Origin of the sequence: Companilactobacillus nuruki (genome assembly GCF_002872255.1) — a bacterium.
Classification (GTDB): Bacteria; Bacillota; Bacilli; order Lactobacillales; family Lactobacillaceae; genus Companilactobacillus; species Companilactobacillus nuruki.
The window spans coordinates 1-16,711 of record NZ_NIPR01000020.1 but is presented as its reverse complement, the minus strand read 5'-3'; the positions used below and the strand labels follow the sequence as shown (position 1 = coordinate 16,711).

The window sequence follows — 16,711 nt, the reverse complement described above, 5'->3', positions numbered from 1 at the left end:
CAAACGTGACAGTATAGACTTTAAATAGACACAGTAGAGCATTTATACGGAATCATTGTAGCAGTTAGTCAATTATGACTGGCCTCTTTACGGATGTGTACTTTCAGGTGGAAAGAAGTATAATTAACTATAAATAAGTCTGGGGGATTATATATTATGAAAAAAATTATAAAAGTAGGACTAATTTCAGCTTTGGCATTGACTTCATTTATTGAATTTAGTGCTACTAATGTTCAAGCTAGTGCAGTTCCTGACTATGTTCATACATATAAGGTTGAACGAGTTTTGGCAAAGGGTAATCAAGATATGAATGGAACTGATTTATTCAATTTTTCGTTAGTCACAAATCGAGCTCTTGGTGCGAATACGGATTGGAAATTTGATCAAACTGCCTTCAACAATAGTAATGTAAGTGGAAATAAGACTATGTTAAGAGTAGCTACTAATGAGTGGGTTTCTAAACAAAATGTTGCTACTGTTTATAATACTGAAAATGGTGACACACAGGGAACAAAAGAACCTACTAAAGTTTATAGCTTAGATTATAAAACATATTCTATGAATGACACTGGAAAGATTTTGCCAATAGGTCTTTGGAAATCAGGTAAAATAATCGATATGCCCGATGGAGTATCATATACACAGATTGCAACTAATGAATGGATTCCCGTAGTAGGTGCATAATAACTATTAATTAAAGATTAAATTATGTTGTCGTAATGAACCTCTCATGTTGGAGAAATCTAACGGAGGTTTTTTTTATGTCAAAAAATTATTCTTGAAAAACTAACTCAGAAAGTACTTTAGTCAATGACTCAGCAGTTATAGGAGTGCTTTTCTCCTTTAAGATGTCTTCTAGCTTACTTTTAATATTCCTTTGGCGAAGTTTTTTTAAATATTGAAAACCAAGTATAGTCAAACCATTTAATTTAATCAAAGTAACGTATTTTAAAGGACTAATTATTCCAGAAATCAGACCATCATTAATCATTTGAATTGTCATTTTTTGCATGTCTTGAATTAAAAACTGATTAATGTTATCACTGGCTATATAGTCTTTAACGGTTTGATAACGTTGAGAGTCGTCTAATAATTCTTGAAAATCTTGAGGATTTTTTTCAGCAAGAATTTCAAGGATCATTTTATACATATCAAAATTATTCATTTTTTCACGGCCTTTCTCCTAAATTATAAATTAAAATAATCTAAAAGAAAGGTTAGTACTATATGTCTATTTTTTAATTACAAAAAATTTGCATAAGATACCTGAAAACGTTCATAATTAAAGATAGAAAGAATTTAGGAGATTGGGAATATGATAAAAGAATTTAAAGATTTTATAAGCCGTGGTAATGTAATGGACTTAGCAGTTGGTGTTATCATGGGGGCTGCTTTTACAGCAATTGTTCAATCATTGGTATCAAATCTTATTAATCCATTAATTGGTTTGTTTTTGGGAAAAATAGACTTGACTAATTTGGTTTTTAAAGTTGGTGATGCAACGTTTAAGTATGGTACTTTTATAGAATCAATCATCAATTTCTTGATCATTGCTTTTGTAGTGTTCTTATTGGTAAAGGTTATGAACAAGGTTATTAAAAGTCGTGAAGAGGAACCAGAACCAGAAGATACTAAGGAAGATGAAATGGTTATGTATTTGAAGAAGATTTCAGATTCTTTGGATGAAAAGAATAAAGAGAACTAAAAATTATTAATAATGTATTCAACTCATGAGTAGAAAAAATAGGGCCTAGTGGTTAAAAATAATCACTAGGCCTTATTTTCGTATTTAATATATTCGTTCAAAAACTTCACATAGACAAGGAATTTGATTATTAAATTCTTTGCCAGCTTCTTGATATTCTTTTTTAAAGAAATCTTCGTGTATTTGACGCCAATATTCTAAGGTACGATCTCCTTCTCCCTCGTGATAGGCATGTTCAGCACTGACTTGATCAAAGGGAATTACCTCGGTAACCAGTGTTTTAGTAATACAGATTGGATCTTCGTTACCATCTAGAATGATATTGTAATCACCAACTTGAGGCATATATTCATTTGGTTTATAAAGATCATATGATGAGGAGGTAGCGGTTTTAGTACCATCGTAAACTAGTTTAGCTAACAATTGTGGATCACCACCGAAGCTGGTAATGTCTCCTAATGGATAATAAAGTGAATTTTTATCTCTTAAAAAATTAAACCAATAATCTTGAATCTTTTCTTTGTCCATAAGAACCTCTCCATCAACTAATTTATGTTTATATTATAAATTAGTTTAAGAAAAAAGTCTGAATTAATTAATGGTTTCGCTTAATAGGTAACTCGACTACGAATTCGCTACCATGTGGCAAGTTATCACGTACAAAAATATTTCCATGATGGAGCTCAACGATTTGTTTAGCAATTGCCAAGCCTAATCCATGTCCACCACTATTAGTGTTTCTGGATTTGTCAACACGATAAAAGCGACCAAAAATTTTCTTTTTGTCATTATCAGCAACGCCCACTCCAGTGTCAGAAATAATGAATTGATATTTGGAACCTTCGATTTGATCGTAGATTTTAATAGTGCCATTTTGGGGTGTATATTTAGTGGCATTATCTAATAGAATAATCAATAATTGTTTGATCTTATCGCGATCTAAGTTAAGCACTGGTTTATGTAAAAGATTAATCTGAAAAACTTTTGACTGTGAATTGATGATATCTTTGAATGGCTCAATTGGATCTTTTAAAAAGAAATCAGGGGTGGTTAATTCAAAGTTTGATTGAGTCGTGGCGGAATCGGAACGAGCTAAAACCAACAGATTATTTGTTAATGAATTTAGACGATTAACTTCATCAAGTGAAACGGAAATTGCCTCGGCTTCATCAATAATAGTTTTATTGGGCTTGGTTAACATATATTCTAATTTACCTTGAATAATTGTTAATGGTGTTCTTAGTTCATGTGCAGCATCATTAACGAATTCAGTCTGCTGCTTCCAAGACTTCATAATAGGCAACATATTGATCCTAGATAGGAAATAGGAAACTACCAAGGCAATGACCCAGAAGATAAAGAAGGTAATTATTAATATTTTTTCAAAATTTTCGATGGCCTGGATTTGTGTATCAATGTTTTGCATAATCAAAACGTAATGACCAGCATACATAGGGTTATTATTTTTTTTAGATACTTTTATTAGCATGGAACGAAAGTTCATATTTTTAACAACTAAAGTTTGTTTAACATTGATATTTCTTTTGTTTAACTTTATATTTTTCAAAACTGAATAGCGATTACCTAAACTGGATTTATTAAGTAATTTACCTTGATCATCAAAAACCAGAATAGAAGCTTGAAAAGGAGCTTTGGGGTCTGGTTTTTTATTTTGACCATCGGGATCATGAGGATCAGGATCAATTTCCTTTTTTGCCATATTAGGTTGTTTCTTAATTGAAACGACTTGATTACGGATGTCCTTATCGATACTACGATAAGTCGATGATTGAAAGAGGTTAAAGATAATTATTCCCAAGGTTAAAAAGAGAACAGCGAAAGATACCATGATAGAAAGAAACAGTTTAAATTGCTGGCGACGGGTAATTTTACTTTGTCTAGTTTTCTGTGTCATCTTGAAAAATATACCCAACATTTCTAATAGTTTTAATTAGACTGTCATTTTCAGAAGGACGCAATTTTTTTCGTAGATTACTCATGTATACTTCAACGACAGTGATAGATGTATCGGAATCAAATCCCCAAATTCTTTCAAAGATTTGATCCTTGGTTAAGATAGTATTTTTATTTTGTAATAAATATACTAATAAGTCGTATTCTTTGCCATTCAGTGCAACTTGTTCGCTGTTAGCAATAATATCATGGCTATTTAAATTAACCTCAAGATTTCTAATTTTTAGAACTGAATCATCTGCAAGGGCACCGCTTCTTTTCAAGAGAGCTTTAACTCTTACTTGTAATTCCTCACGATGGAAGGGTTTTGTTAAATAGTCGTCAGCACCTAAGTTAAAGCCATGAATTTTATCATCTATTTCGGCTTTAGCCGTCAAAATCAAAACTGGAGTATTGATTTTATCATCCCGAATATTTTTTAAAACATCATAACCGTTCATTTCTGGAAGCATAATATCTAAAATAATTAAATCATAAACGTCTTCACTTGCCGCAAACTTACCGCTTAGACCGTCATTTTCAATATCAACTTCTGAAAAGTCTGATAAGAACGAAGCAATATTGTTAGCTAAGTTTTCATCATCTTCAACTACTAGGATTCTAATATTATTTGGCATTGTACTCTCCTTATTAATTTCTAATCATAATTATAAAACATATTTTTTGATTTAAGCTTAATTTAAGTTAGTTTGGCTAATCTGGTCCTTGTCGTTAAGAAAGGAATTTGAACAGATGAAAAATAATTTACAGTTAAAACCGATTTTAATTTCGATTTTAGTTTATTCGATCATTTGTTTCTTTGTAAATATAGCTATTTAAGGATAGGAGAAGATAAATGATGGAATCAAAAGAACCAAGTCGTGTTCAGAAAAACGAAAAAAGTAATTTTTTTAATAAATTAAGAACTATTAAATATGATTATTGGTTAATTGCTATTTTAATTTTAGCAGCTTTCTTGTATGCCTGGAACATTTGGGAAGCAGGAGAGGCCAATAATTTTTATACCGCTGCTATTGTCAGTATGACTAAGAGTTTTAAAAACTTCTGGTATGCCAGTTTCGATCCAGCGGGATTTATTACAGTTGATAAACCACCAGTTGCACTCTGGTTTATGACAATTAGTGCCAAAATCTTCGGAGTATATGGATGGAGCGTTGTTTTACCATCGATTCTCTTTGGGATTGGTTCAGTTTATCTAATCTATAATATGGTAGCAAAAAAATTCGGTAGAATACCTGCTCGAATTGCTGCTTTAGTAATGACTTTAACACCAATTGTCGTTGCAGATTCCAGAACTAACAATATGGATGCAACCTTAGTATTTTTCCTGCTATTATCATTTTGGTTCGTTCAAAAAGCCGTTGATAATAAACAGCAACGTTATTTATGGATTGGATTTGCCTTAATTGGTTTTTCATTCAATATTAAAATGCTACAAGCATTTATGGTTCTACCAGCTCTTTATTTGTATTATTGGATAGCTGCCAACTTCAAATGGAATAAGAAATTGCTTCATTTATCCATTGCTACAGTATTTCTGGCAGTTTTTACTTTAATTTGGCCATTGTCGATTGATATGACAAATTCATCAAATCGGCCATATGAGGGTGGTTCAGAAACTAACTCAGCTCTAGAACTTGCTTTTGGATACAATGGTACTCAGCGTTTACTTGGACAAACTACTGGTACAGGCGGGGCTTTCCCAGGAATGGGATCTTCAAAGAAGAGTAGTAAGTCGATGACACCGCCATCAGGTAGTAGCTCTAAAAAACCAAGTGGAACTAAATCATCAAGCAATGCCCCAACTCCACCCAATGGAACTAAAAAGTCTGCCTCAGGGAACCCTCCAACTAAACCAACTGGTTCAAAAAATGGTGCACCTTCAATGAAAGGTCAACCTGGTGGAACTAAAGGCGGTGCTGGTAATGCCACTGGAGGCGGTGGTGCTTTCAATATTGGTACTGCTGGACCATTTAGATTGTTTCAAAAAGAATTAGGACCACAAATTAGTTGGGTAATGTTAATTGCTGTCTTTGGATTAATTTCCAGTTATGCATATTATCGTGACCCTAAGAAAAAATGGTATGCCCTTAATGAGCAAAGAAAAGATCTTTGGCTTTGGGTTGGCTGGTTGGTTCCAGTAGCGGGATTCTTCTCAGTCGCTAGTTTCTTCCATCCATATTATACGATCATGTTGGCACCAGCAATGGCTGTCTTAGCTGGTATTGGCATTTATACTATGATTAAACAATGGCGTGAGAAATCAATGTGGGCAATGTTGTTGCCAATTTCGATTTTAACCACAAGTGTTTTACAAGCGTGGTATCTAATGGATTATTACCAGACCTTAGCTTGGATTTTATTAGTCGCTGGAATAATAATTTCAATTCCATTGTTTGTATTACCATGGATCGCTATTAAATTGAGAAATAAACGTGTTTGGCCTATTGTGGCTTTAATAATTGTAATGCTGGCTCCAACGTGGTGGTCATTAACACCAACTTTAGCCGGTTCTAGTGATGGGATTCCAAGTGCTGGACCAAGTTTGCTTTCAGCAGGTGGTGGCGAAGGAGGCATGGGTGATTTCCAGATTGATTCAACGCTACTTAAATATCTTAAAAAACATCAAGGCAATGCTGAATACTTGTTTGCAACAGATGATTCAAGTACAGCTGCTCCATATATTATTAAAACCGGCAAGGCCGTAATGGCTATGGGTGGTTTCAATGGAACCGATAAAGCCATATCGCTTAAACAATTTAAGAAACTTGTTAAAGAAGGAAAAGTTAAGTATTACTACTCAGGCGGTAAGACGGGCGGTTCCAATAATGAGATTGTCAGTTGGATTAAAAAACACGCTAAGAAAGTTAAATTAAGTAACAGTAGCAATACACAAACAAACGCTTCAAGTTCTGTTACAGTAGCTTCTAAGCAGAAATCAAGTACGGCTGCTCCAAGTAGTCAAGCTCCTGGTTCTTCTTCAAATTCAACCCCACCAGCAAAACCAAGTGGTAGTTCAAGTAGTGCTCCATCTGGTGGAAAAGCACCAAGCGGCAGTAAGGCCCAAAATAATGCCGGAGGAGCTCCAGCCTCAAATAAAGCTCCAAGTGGAACAAAGAAGAAATTAACTAAGGCTCAACTTAAAAAGATGAAGAAGTCAGCTAAGTCTGGATCACAATCAATGGGCGGTGGTATGGGTGGCCCTGGTCAATCAGGAACCTTATACGATCTGTCAAGTATTTATAAATAGTTGCTGAAAGGAATGTTATTATGAAAAATCAATTAATTTCAATTGTTTTACCAGTCTTTAATGAAGAAGCTGGTATTCAGGCCACGATTGATACTTTGCTTAATTATGTTGAACAACAAGAAGAAAATTATGAATTGGTTTTCGTTGATGATGGGTCAACAGATAAGTCCGTTGCAATTATTAATCGAGCTATTGATCAACATGACAATATTAAACTAGTCGAATTTTCTAGAAACTTTGGACATCAATTGGCAATAACTGCCGGTCTCCAGTATACGAAAGGGGATGCAGTAGTTGTGATGGATGCCGATCTGCAGGACCCTCCGGAGGTTATCCCCCAAATGATTGAAAAGTGGAATGAAGGCTATGAGATAGTTTATGGTAAGAGAATGCAAAGAGATGGTGAAACTATCTTCAAAAAATTCACTGCCAAAATTTTTTATCGTACCTTTAAAAAATTAGCTACAATTGATATGCCTTTAGATACAGGAGATTTTCGTTTAATGGATCGTAAAGCTGTACACCAGCTTTTGAAACTACACGAGCAAGATCCCTTCGTTAGAGGTCAAGTTACTTGGATTGGATTTAAACAAACAAGTGTTCAATATCATCGCCAAGAAAGAATTGCTGGTGAAACTAAATATCCACTTTCAAAGATGGTTAAATTAGCATTAGATGGAATTACATCTTTTTCAATGAAGCCATTACAATTTGTTAATATTTTTTCAGTTGTTCCATTGGTTAGTGGAGTTTTTACTTTAGGATATTTAATTGCTAGCGGCAATTACAATGTTGCGTCTGTTGGTGTAACAATTCTATTATTTACCCTAGGATTATTGATGTTATCCATTGGTATTCTTGGAAGTTATCTGGGCCGAGTGTTGGATCAAGTTAATAATCGTCCTCGCTTTATTGTAAGTAAAACAGAAGGATTTGAAGAACGTAATAAAGGGATACATCATTTTACAGCAAGGCAAATAAATAATTAGAAAAAATCTTTTTTATCTGAAAAGTTTTCATACTTTTTAATTATCAGTTAATGTGTTACAGTAATGGTAAATTTGATAGTTATAAAAGTTGTTTGATGGACAACTGATTCTTATCAAATTGAACATGAACTATCCCATTCATAAAAAAGAAGCTGACGAACACCCAGTCGTCAGCTTCTTTTTTTTTATTTTAATAAACATCTCCGTTATAAATAGAATTTTTAACGATAACATAGTCAACTTTGCGTAGGGATTTAAGATCTTTGCCACCAGCATATGAAATAGATGATTGCAGGTCTTGTTGCATTTCATTTAAGGTATCTTTGATTTCACCCTTATAAGGAATCAGCATTCTTTTACCCTCAACATTTTTGTATTCGCCTTTTTGATATTGTGAGGCAGAACCAAAATATGCTTTATACTTTTGACCATCTTTTTCTATTACTTTACCAGGTGATTCATTGTGCCCAGCAAGTAAGGAACCAATCATGACCATATCTGCTCCAAAACGAATTGATTTAGCAATATCGCCATCATTTCTAACACCGCCATCGGCGATAATAGGTTTGCTAGCAGCCTTAGCACATAATCTAATAGCGGCTAATTGCCAACCTCCAGTACCAAAGCCCGTTTTTAATTTGGTAATACAAACCTTACCTGGTCCGATTCCAACTTTTGTTGCATCGGCGCCCGCGTTTTCTAATTCACGGACAGCTTCAGGAGTACCAACATTACCAGCAATTAAAAATGAATTAGGTAAATTATTTTTAATGTATTTGATCATTTCAATTACACGATCACTGTGACCATGTGCAACATCAATGGTAATGTAGTCGGGCTTTAGATTTTCTGCCACTAGTTGATCGATGAAATTAAATTCTTCTTCTTTTATACCAACACTAATAGAAGTAAATAGTTTTTTACGATTCATATCTTTAATAAAATCGATTCTTTTTTCCGGCTCAAAACGGTGCATAACGTAAAAATAATCATTGGCAGCTAATTTTTCTGCTAAAGTCTCGTCAATGATAGTTTGCATATTGGCTGGAACAACGGGAATTTTGAATGTCTTTGGTCCAAATTTAATACTTGTGTCACATTCTGATCGGCTATCAACAATACATTTATTCGGAATTAGTTGAATATCTTCATAATCAAAAACTTGCATTTTATTATCCACTCCATTAATTACGAACAATTATTATTTTTATACACATTTTCGTTCGTACCTTTAATTTACATGGTAATAGTAAAAATGTCAAATTTAAATTGTTATTATTGTTGTTCACTGTGATAAAATTTTCTTATATAATAATTTCAGTATTAAATGGTGAAATTATTGAAAATGTTATGAAAAGATTTGACACTAACATTTGTAATTGGTATTATCATCATATTATTAATAGAACGGCATATTAATAACGTTTATTAGTGACCTCAAAAAAATCGGTATATCCAATAGGAGTGGTAAAAAGTGCACAATTATACTGCAGAAGATATTACAAAAATGGTTAAGGATGAAAACGTTGAGTTTATCTGTTTAATGTTTACAGATATTAACGGAATCATTAAGAATGTGGAAGTTCCTGTTTCTCAATTAGATAAGGTCTTGGCAAATAAGATTACCTTTGATGGTTCATCAATCGATGGTTTTACACGTATTGAAGAGAGTGATATGTTATTGCATCCCGATTTGTCAACATGGTTAATTTTCCCATGGGGTGAAGAACATGGACGTGTGGCTCGTTTGATTTGTGATATTTATAAGACGGATGGTACACCATTTGAAGGTGATCCACGTGTTAACTTAAAGAGAATCATCAAGAAAATGCATGACATGGGATATACGCATTTCAACATTGGACCAGAACCAGAATTCTTCTTGTTCAACAGAAATGAACATGGTAATCCAACTTTACATTTGAATGATGACGGAAGTTATTTTGATTTTTCACCCGTTGATTTAGGTGTTAATGTTCGTAAAGATATTGTTCTAGGACTTGAGAAGATGGGCTTTGAAGTTGAAGCTAGTCACCATGAGGTCGCTCCTGGACAACAGGAAATTGATTTTAAATATCAAGATGCACTTGAAGCTGCTGATAGTATAGAAACTTTCAAGTTAGTTGTTAAAACAATTGCTAAGGAACATGGATTATATGCTACCTTTATGCCAAAACCTGTTCAAGGTATTAATGGCTCGGGGATGCACATTAATATGTCCTTATTCAAGGGTGAAGATAACATCTTTGATGATGAAAACGATATGTTGTCAGATACAGCAAAACAATTTTTAAGTGGTATTTTAAAGCATGCTCGTGCTTTGACTGCTGTTAATAATCCAACTGTTAATTCATATAAGCGTTTAGTGCCAGGATATGAAGCTCCTACATATATTGCTTGGTCAAGTAAAAACCGTTCACCATTAGTTCGTGTACCTGCTGCAAAGGGTAAATCAAAACGAATTGAAATGAGATCTGTTGATCCAACAACTAATCCATATTTGGCTATTGCATGTATTTTGGATGCAGGTCTTGATGGAATCGAAAGTAATTATGATTTGATGCCAGAAGTAAAAGATAATATTTATGAAATGTCAGAGGATAAACGTCGTGATGCTGGAATCGTCGATCTTCCTTCAACTCTTCATAACTCATTGAAAGCATTGCGTAAGGATGAGTATGTTCAACAATCCTTAGGTAAGGGCTTAACGAATAGTTTCTTTGCTGCTAAAAATGCCGAATGGGCAAGATATCAACAAACAGTTTCACAATGGGAAAGAGATACATACATGTCTCAATATTAAAATTAATTATATTTAAATTTTTGAGGTATTAATCCCCAACAATTCAAATTTGAATTGTTGGGGATTTTTTTACAAATAGCGGATTCAGCGAGTATACTTATAATAATCTATCAAAAAGGGGATGCTGCTATGATATATTCAATTGGGGAAGTAGCAGATAAAACGGGACTTTCTAGCTATACTTTACGTTATTATGATAAAGAGAGTTTAATGCCCTTTGTTCATCGTGGGAATAATGGACGTCGTGAGTTTACAGAAAATGATATGGATTTTATTGAATTAATTTCTTGTTTAAAGGAAACTGGAATGTCTTTAAGGGAGATTCGCGAATTTGTTAATATGTCCATGAAGGGAAATTGTACATTAGAGCAACGTTTAGCAATGTTTAAGCGTCAACGAGCAGAGGTTATTAGACAAATAGCCCAATCTCAGCAATATTTAGAAAAATTGGATCATAAAGTTAAGTATTTTGAAGCAGCATGTGAAGCTGGAACAGAAGACGGTTTGGAAGATTTCTGCGATACATTGGAAGCAGCTTCAAAAGCAAATCAGTTCATGAATAACTAAATTTTTTTATCCAAACTTTTTTCTGGAAATTACGGTTCTTAAATGTTAATATTTGGCGTAATCAAAATTCAGATTACTGCTTTCCCCCCAGAGAGCATAAAAGGGTCGCAACTTAGTTGCGGCCCTTTTTTAGTCTCTAGTAATACTTAAAATGGCGGATGTTTTCAATGAATTGTGGTTATCTTTGCCGATCGTAATCCAATCAGCAGCACTGATTAATCCTTCAAGCTTGTTTTCTTCATCATCTTCAGTGACTTTACCATCTTCAAAGCCACCTTTGAAAATACAATCAAGGTAATAATTATCATCATTACTTGCCATAACAGATGATTGATATTTCCAAGCAATGATATATGTTTCTTCAGTTATATGAATACTACGACCATTTACTAAATTGATATTTAGTGTCATGAATACCGCCTCCTTAATTATAAGTATAGCAAAATTATAAATCAAAAAAGATTATTTGAACTAATAATATTAATTTATGGGTACTTAAAGAATATTTTTTATTATTTCTAATAAAATGAAGAATTAAAATAGAGAGTATAATATAATTTATAGCTGAACAATCATATTGAGGGGATTTAAGAAATATGAAGAAATTGTTTTTGGTGTTATTGATTTTTCCTATTTTAATAGTTTCAGGCTGCCATAAAGAAAATAAGGTAGAGTTACCGGCAAATAAAGATAGTAATTTTATTATGTCGGATACTTACGGCAACTATAATGTTCAAGAGAAAAAACTTTATCAATTCTTTGAGAAGAAAATGGTTACGAACAAGGGAATCTATACAAATTATTTGAATATAACAAGTAAAAATCAAGGCACAGCCGTTGGACATGATATGTTATCTGAGTCCTCTGGATTTTGGCTGGAATATTTAGTTTATGAGCATAAATATAAAGAATTTAGGGAATTCTATAAGGTTACAAAGAAGACTTTTGATCAGGGGAGTCAATTTAGTTATTTGTATAATCCTCAAAATAATAAAAAGTCAAATGTTAATGCAACGCTTGATGACTTGCGGATCATACGTTCTTTACAGATGTATTATGAAGCAACTGGCAATAGTAAGTATCGTTATGAAGCCGCAAAACGATTCACAATGTTGAAAAGTAATGTTATAAAAAAAGGAAGATTGACCGATTTTTATGACGTGAAGGCAAAAAGGGCTAGTTCAGATAGTTCTCTAGCCTATTATGATTTTCTAACGTTGAAGTATTTTGAATCTGATTCTAAGCAAGATAAAAAATACTATCAAAATCAAGTTAAAATGGTTCAAAGAGGCTATCTAGGAGATGCGTTCCCACTTTATGCTTCAAGTTATTCTTGGCAAAGTGGAGCATATAGCGACAAAGATTTGAATACTTCTGAAGCGTTAGAAACAATTTTGCATTTATCAGAGGTGGGTAAGTGTAAAAAAGTTACCTTAAATTGGTTGGCACGACAAGTTAAAGAACACAAATTATATAATAGTTATTCAATTGACGGGGCGGCAATAGATAAAAATCAATCTTCTGGTAGTTATGCCTTGGCAGCAATGATATTTGCAAAAAATAAAGATGAAAAAATGTATCATTACACTATGAATGTGATGTGGAGATCACAGGTAGAAGATAAAAGCTCACCAATTTATGGTGCTTTGGGCATCAAGAGACAAAAACAAGCATATTCGTTTAACAATTTACTTGGTCTAGTCTCATCAAAATATTAAGGAAATAAGTTTTGAATAAATACATTAATATATGGTTCAATAAATTTCAAAAGTATATTTCCCCAGCCATGATGGCAATGATTTTAGCGGCCATGATTAGTGGAATCTTATTGTTTATTCCACCAATACATGGTTTAGCCGATAATGGGGATTTCTATCGGGCTATGAACAGCAATGGAATTTATCGACTACCGACTAATTATAGCCAATTTTTAAATTATGTTATTCCTAAATTTGGAATCTATCAGTATTATAATGAAAACTCTGTGCCCGTTTTTACGTCACAAGCAGTTATTGTTAAGTTTGCGGTTTTTTTAAATAAACTTTTTTATAGTAAAACGATTTTTGATATTCGTTTTCTAGCAATCATTTACTACGTATTCTTTTTAGGGGCTATTTATCTTTTGACTAAGTCTTTGGTATTTCCTTATCGAAGAATTCGGAGTTACGTGGTAGCTCTGTTGATAGTGTTTATCTTTGCAGATTCTTCTTTTACGTTGTATTTCAATTCTTTCTTTGCAGAACCGGGAATGTATATTGTTATGCTATATTCTTTTTCCTCAATTTTGGCTATATCACGTGATTGTTATAAAAAAAGATGGCCGATGATTTTATTGTTTTTTGGCAGTACATTATTTTTATTAACTATTAAACAGCAGAATGCACCTTTGGCTTTGACTTTTTCAGTAGTTGCGGTTGGTCTGATGTTTCTACCTAATTTTAGGGCACGACGTTTTGCAATCTTTGCAGGAATTGTTGCGTTAATTTTTGCTGGAGCTTTTACATATAGTAAAATAAATAAAGAATTTAATAATGTTAATCAGTATCAATCCTTTACGCATGGTGTCTTAATGGAAACAGATGACCCGGGTAAAAAGTTATCTAAAGCTGGTGTTGATTCGCAGTATTCCTTGATGAGAATGCAAGAATACTATCCTAAAACTTATGACACAGTCCGACCCAGTAGTAAGTATGTCGAGAAGCATCTTATTAATAAAACAGGTATGGGATGGCTGATTAAATACTATATACAAAATCCCAAACAATTTATAAGTTTATTAAATGTGTCAACTCAAGACATCATGGTAACCCAAGTTAAAGCGGTTGGAAATTACACTAGAAATACTGGTCACAAGCCAAAAGAGCATGTAAAATACTTTGAATTATATAGTACTTATGTAGGAACTTTCTTTCCAAATAAATATGGATTTATTTGTTTATATGCTTTTGGTTATACAATTGTTTATGCAATCAGTTGTTATTTGGATTTTCGTAAACATCGTTATCAGGGTGTAATTAGATTTTTGTTGGTCTTTGGACTAGTTACAATTATTATTTTTATTCCTATTATTTCAGTATTGGCAGCGGGTGAGGCAGATTTAGCCAAACATCAATTCATTGTTCCAATTACCTTAGATTTAACCATTATTTTATTTATATCGGATATTTTACATCATCGCTTATGGAATACCGTAGTAGAGGATGGTGAAAATGATGAAGAATAGATTTCTAATAATTTTATTGTCTCTATTATTTAGTGCGGGTTTAAATTTTATAATAAATCCAATAAATACTCAGGCTGCAGTTGATAAGGATAAAATTCTATTGGTTTATGATTCTGAGAATAATGTTGAGAAAAGTCAGAAAAAGATTGATGCCTTACAAAGGTCTTTGACTAGTATGAATTTACCCGTTAAGACTATTTCACAAGATAAATATAAAACTGGAATGCTAAATCATTATACTGGCGTGATCACAATGATAAATTGGCGCCAAGTTGGATTGGTTAATAAGAATTTTATTCATGATCGGGATGAATTTAATGGTGTAAGATTACACATCGGAAACAATTTAACAGCTAATGAGGCTACCCAATTAGGTGGAAATATTAAGAAGGTCTATCAAGAACAATTTATTTTAAAAATAAATCATGATGAGCAGATATTACCCTTTAGTGAGACGGTTATGGTATTAGATAATTTGTCCGATCAGGTTCAAACAGTTGGTACATTGTCAACACAAGAAAAAGATCAAAAAACGTACCCATATGGTGTTATTAATGGGAAAAATGGGTACCTGCCTTATTTTAATTCAAATGGTTTGAGTTCTTTAGCTGCTATTCAGATGATAGCTCAATTGTTTAATCGAAGTAGTAAAAATCAACCGATGTTAACAATCACCAATGTAACTCCTTATAGTAACTTAAAGGTCTTAGATGCCTTGAGTTTATATTGTTATCGAAAAGAAATTCCATTTGCGGTTAGTGCTAGTTCGGTAAGCAAAAATACACAGATGAGGGCATTTACAAAATATACAACGGTATTGAATAGTATTCAAAATCGTGGTGGAGTAATTTTTTCACGGATGCCTATAGTTGGTTTTCCTTCACCTCCAGTAGGTAGTGGGACTGAATTGAATCAAATCATTACAAGTTATATGGTTAGCTTGGCAAGAGAAAATGTTTATCCTATTGGGATAAGTTCTTCTGGTTACTGGAATCAAGATAAGGTTTTGCGGAATAATGCTTTAAAAAAAGCTGATAATCTGATTCTGTTACCTAATAAAAGAGTTATTTATGTTAAAAAGGATAATGATTCCATAGCGTTTAAAAAGAGTTTTTATGCTATGCCGATCGCTTCCTTAAATAAAGTTAAATTGACTTATGGAACGAGTTTTGAGGTTCCAACGGCATTAACAGTTTCTCTACCAGACTCTGTAACAAAATTACATAGTTTAGAACAAGAAATAAATAATTTACAATTGAATTGGTTTGATCCAATTAATTTAAGTACAAATGTTACTACAGGAACATCGATCATGTCTTATAAACATGGCGAGTATTATATGAATGGTAAAAAAGAAAATATTCAAGAGACTAAGAATACGAATAATATTCCTATTTATGCCACAAAGCCAAAAGCTTTATTCAGTAATTACTTTCACTTGCAAGGTAGCATTTTAATGATTTTCTTTGCAATTGTTTTAGTTATCTTAATTATTTTTGCTTTGCTTGGTCGTCAAATCTATAAGAATATGTTTAAACGGTAGGGGGTGTAAGTATTTCAGTTTTAGATTTTTTTCTATTGATTGCTATTATTTCAATTTGGGGAACGTTAGTTATTAACCTTATTTTGACAATTGCTGGTTATACTTGGTATTTAAAACAAGCATCTAAGCCAACACCAGAATTGCCAGATGATCCTCCATTTGTTTCAATTTTGGTGCCAGCTCATAATGAAGGAATTGTTATCGTAAAGACAGTACTTTCGCTATTAAGTTTTGATTATCCACAGGATAGATATGAAGTGATCGTCATTAATGATAATTCTAGTGACAATTCAGCGGATTTATTAAAAAATTTACAAGATGAGTTTACTAGTACTCGTTTGAAAGTTATTAATACTGATAAGACCAATGGTGGTAAGGGAAAATCGAATGCTTTAAACATCGGTTTGAAATCAGCTAAGGGTAGTATAATTTCAATTTACGATGCCGATAATACTCCAGAAGCACCTGCTTTGAGAATTTTAGTGTCCGAATTGCTCTCTGATAATAAACTTGCAGCAGTTATCGGCAAATTTAGAACTAGAAATAAGAATGCGTCTTTATTAACACGTTTTATTAATATTGAGACATTGTCCGTAAGCACCTAATAACCGACCGTCTATGATTTAGGCGGAATTCGAATTATGATTATCTCATCAA

15 protein-coding genes and 1 pseudogene are annotated in these 16,711 nt (G+C 33.0%); 10 read left to right on the top strand and 6 right to left on the bottom strand.

The window, feature by feature from the left end:
* Window positions 1-156 precede the first annotated feature (156 nt).
* On the top strand, window positions 157-684 hold the full coding sequence (locus tag CBP76_RS06425; RefSeq protein ID WP_102196115.1) for a hypothetical protein: 528 nt from the start codon (window positions 157-159) through the stop codon (window positions 682-684).
* Between the two features lie 88 nt (window positions 685-772).
* Here CBP76_RS06425 and CBP76_RS06420 read toward each other — a convergent pair whose 3' ends face one another.
* The gene (locus CBP76_RS06420) at window positions 773-1,165 is read right to left on the bottom strand and encodes a hypothetical protein (protein WP_102196114.1); all 393 of its coding nucleotides are present in this window, start codon (window positions 1,163-1,165) and stop codon (window positions 773-775) included.
* Window positions 1,166-1,315: 150 nt separating this feature from the next.
* On the opposite strand from CBP76_RS06420, the gene mscL reads away from it, so the two are divergent.
* A complete protein-coding gene (gene mscL / locus CBP76_RS06415) occupies window positions 1,316-1,705 on the top strand; it encodes a large-conductance mechanosensitive channel protein MscL (RefSeq protein WP_102196113.1) in 390 nt (129 codons plus the stop codon).
* 84 nt (window positions 1,706-1,789) lie between these two features.
* Here the strand turns inward: mscL and CBP76_RS06410 are convergent, their stop codons facing one another.
* The 3 genes from CBP76_RS06410 to CBP76_RS06400 all read right to left on the bottom strand — a co-directional run bounded on the left by CBP76_RS06410 (window position 1,790) and on the right by CBP76_RS06400 (window position 4,296).
* A complete protein-coding gene (locus tag CBP76_RS06410; RefSeq protein ID WP_102196112.1) occupies window positions 1,790-2,233 on the bottom strand; it encodes an ASCH domain-containing protein in 444 nt (147 codons plus the stop codon).
* A 67-nt stretch (window positions 2,234-2,300) separates the two neighbouring features.
* A complete protein-coding gene (locus tag CBP76_RS13620; RefSeq protein WP_425430299.1) occupies window positions 2,301-2,999 on the bottom strand; it encodes a sensor histidine kinase in 699 nt (232 codons plus the stop codon).
* A gap of 604 nt (window positions 3,000-3,603) precedes the next feature.
* Entirely contained in the window at window positions 3,604-4,296 is a 693-nt protein-coding gene (locus CBP76_RS06400) for a response regulator transcription factor (RefSeq protein ID WP_102196110.1), read from the bottom strand.
* Between the two features lie 221 nt (window positions 4,297-4,517).
* On the opposite strand from CBP76_RS06400, the gene CBP76_RS06395 reads away from it, so the two are divergent.
* Both CBP76_RS06395 and CBP76_RS06390 read left to right on the top strand, forming a co-directional pair.
* A complete protein-coding gene (locus CBP76_RS06395) occupies window positions 4,518-6,929 on the top strand; it encodes an ArnT family glycosyltransferase (protein ID WP_102196141.1) in 2,412 nt (803 codons plus the stop codon).
* A gap of 20 nt (window positions 6,930-6,949) precedes the next feature.
* On the top strand, window positions 6,950-7,918 hold the full coding sequence (locus tag CBP76_RS06390; RefSeq protein WP_102196109.1) for a glycosyltransferase family 2 protein: 969 nt from the start codon (window positions 6,950-6,952) through the stop codon (window positions 7,916-7,918).
* Between the two features lie 190 nt (window positions 7,919-8,108).
* On the opposite strand, the gene CBP76_RS06385 is transcribed toward CBP76_RS06390, so the two are convergent.
* Window positions 8,109-9,086, bottom strand: a complete 978-nt coding sequence (locus CBP76_RS06385) for a GMP reductase (RefSeq protein WP_102196108.1) — start codon at window positions 9,084-9,086, stop codon at window positions 8,109-8,111.
* Between the two features lie 306 nt (window positions 9,087-9,392).
* Between CBP76_RS06385 and glnA the strand changes: the two genes are divergently transcribed.
* Window positions 9,393-10,721 carry a type I glutamate--ammonia ligase gene (gene glnA, locus CBP76_RS06380; RefSeq protein WP_102196107.1) on the top strand — a complete coding sequence of 443 codons (1,329 nt, stop codon included), beginning with the start codon at window positions 9,393-9,395 and terminating at the stop codon, window positions 10,719-10,721.
* Window positions 10,722-10,850: 129 nt separating this feature from the next.
* On the top strand, window positions 10,851-11,288 hold the full coding sequence (locus CBP76_RS06375; protein WP_102196106.1) for a MerR family transcriptional regulator: 438 nt from the start codon (window positions 10,851-10,853) through the stop codon (window positions 11,286-11,288).
* Between the two features lie 129 nt (window positions 11,289-11,417).
* Here CBP76_RS06375 and CBP76_RS06370 read toward each other — a convergent pair whose 3' ends face one another.
* A complete protein-coding gene (locus CBP76_RS06370) occupies window positions 11,418-11,699 on the bottom strand; it encodes a hypothetical protein (protein WP_102196105.1) in 282 nt (93 codons plus the stop codon).
* A gap of 185 nt (window positions 11,700-11,884) precedes the next feature.
* Here CBP76_RS06370 and CBP76_RS06365 point away from each other — a divergent pair, with 185 nt between their 5' ends.
* The 4 genes and pseudogenes from CBP76_RS06365 to CBP76_RS06350 all read left to right on the top strand — a co-directional run.
* Window positions 11,885-13,006, top strand: a complete 1,122-nt coding sequence (locus tag CBP76_RS06365) for a hypothetical protein (protein WP_102196104.1) — start codon at window positions 11,885-11,887, stop codon at window positions 13,004-13,006.
* An 11-nt stretch (window positions 13,007-13,017) separates the two neighbouring features.
* Complete coding sequence (wsfD, locus tag CBP76_RS06360) at window positions 13,018-14,511, top strand: glycan biosynthesis hexose transferase WsfD (RefSeq protein ID WP_245865648.1); 1,494 nt, start codon at window positions 13,018-13,020, stop codon at window positions 14,509-14,511.
* Complete coding sequence (locus CBP76_RS06355) at window positions 14,498-16,054, top strand: hypothetical protein (protein ID WP_102196103.1); 1,557 nt, start codon at window positions 14,498-14,500, stop codon at window positions 16,052-16,054. Before wsfD ends, CBP76_RS06355 begins: the two co-directional genes overlap by 14 nt.
* An 11-nt stretch (window positions 16,055-16,065) precedes the next feature.
* Window positions 16,066-16,647, top strand: a pseudogene (locus CBP76_RS06350) (glycosyltransferase family 2 protein); the annotation flags it as partial.
* Between the last annotated feature and the right edge of the window lie 64 nt (window positions 16,648-16,711).

What these genes read in the sequence shown, in the direction of transcription:
- CBP76_RS06425 (WP_102196115.1), top strand. Translation starts at nt 157, where the DNA reads ATGAAAAAAATTATAAAAGTAGGACTAATTTCAGCTTTGGCATTGACT.
- CBP76_RS06420 (WP_102196114.1), bottom strand. Translation starts at nt 1,165, where the DNA reads ATGAATAATTTTGATATGTATAAAATGATCCTTGAAATTCTTGCTGAA.
- mscL (WP_102196113.1), top strand. Translation starts at nt 1,316, where the DNA reads ATGATAAAAGAATTTAAAGATTTTATAAGCCGTGGTAATGTAATGGAC.
- CBP76_RS06410 (WP_102196112.1), bottom strand. Translation starts at nt 2,233, where the DNA reads ATGGACAAAGAAAAGATTCAAGATTATTGGTTTAATTTTTTAAGAGAT.
- CBP76_RS13620 (WP_425430299.1), bottom strand. Translation starts at nt 2,999, where the DNA reads ATGAAGTCTTGGAAGCAGCAGACTGAATTCGTTAATGATGCTGCACAT.
- CBP76_RS06400 (WP_102196110.1), bottom strand. Translation starts at nt 4,296, where the DNA reads ATGCCAAATAATATTAGAATCCTAGTAGTTGAAGATGATGAAAACTTA.
- CBP76_RS06395 (WP_102196141.1), top strand. Translation starts at nt 4,518, where the DNA reads ATGGAATCAAAAGAACCAAGTCGTGTTCAGAAAAACGAAAAAAGTAAT.
- CBP76_RS06390 (WP_102196109.1), top strand. Translation starts at nt 6,950, where the DNA reads ATGAAAAATCAATTAATTTCAATTGTTTTACCAGTCTTTAATGAAGAA.
- CBP76_RS06385 (WP_102196108.1), bottom strand. Translation starts at nt 9,086, where the DNA reads ATGCAAGTTTTTGATTATGAAGATATTCAACTAATTCCGAATAAATGT.
- CBP76_RS06375 (WP_102196106.1), top strand. Translation starts at nt 10,851, where the DNA reads ATGATATATTCAATTGGGGAAGTAGCAGATAAAACGGGACTTTCTAGC.
- CBP76_RS06370 (WP_102196105.1), bottom strand. Translation starts at nt 11,699, where the DNA reads ATGACACTAAATATCAATTTAGTAAATGGTCGTAGTATTCATATAACT.
- CBP76_RS06365 (WP_102196104.1), top strand. Translation starts at nt 11,885, where the DNA reads ATGAAGAAATTGTTTTTGGTGTTATTGATTTTTCCTATTTTAATAGTT.
- CBP76_RS06355 (WP_102196103.1), top strand. Translation starts at nt 14,498, where the DNA reads ATGATGAAGAATAGATTTCTAATAATTTTATTGTCTCTATTATTTAGT.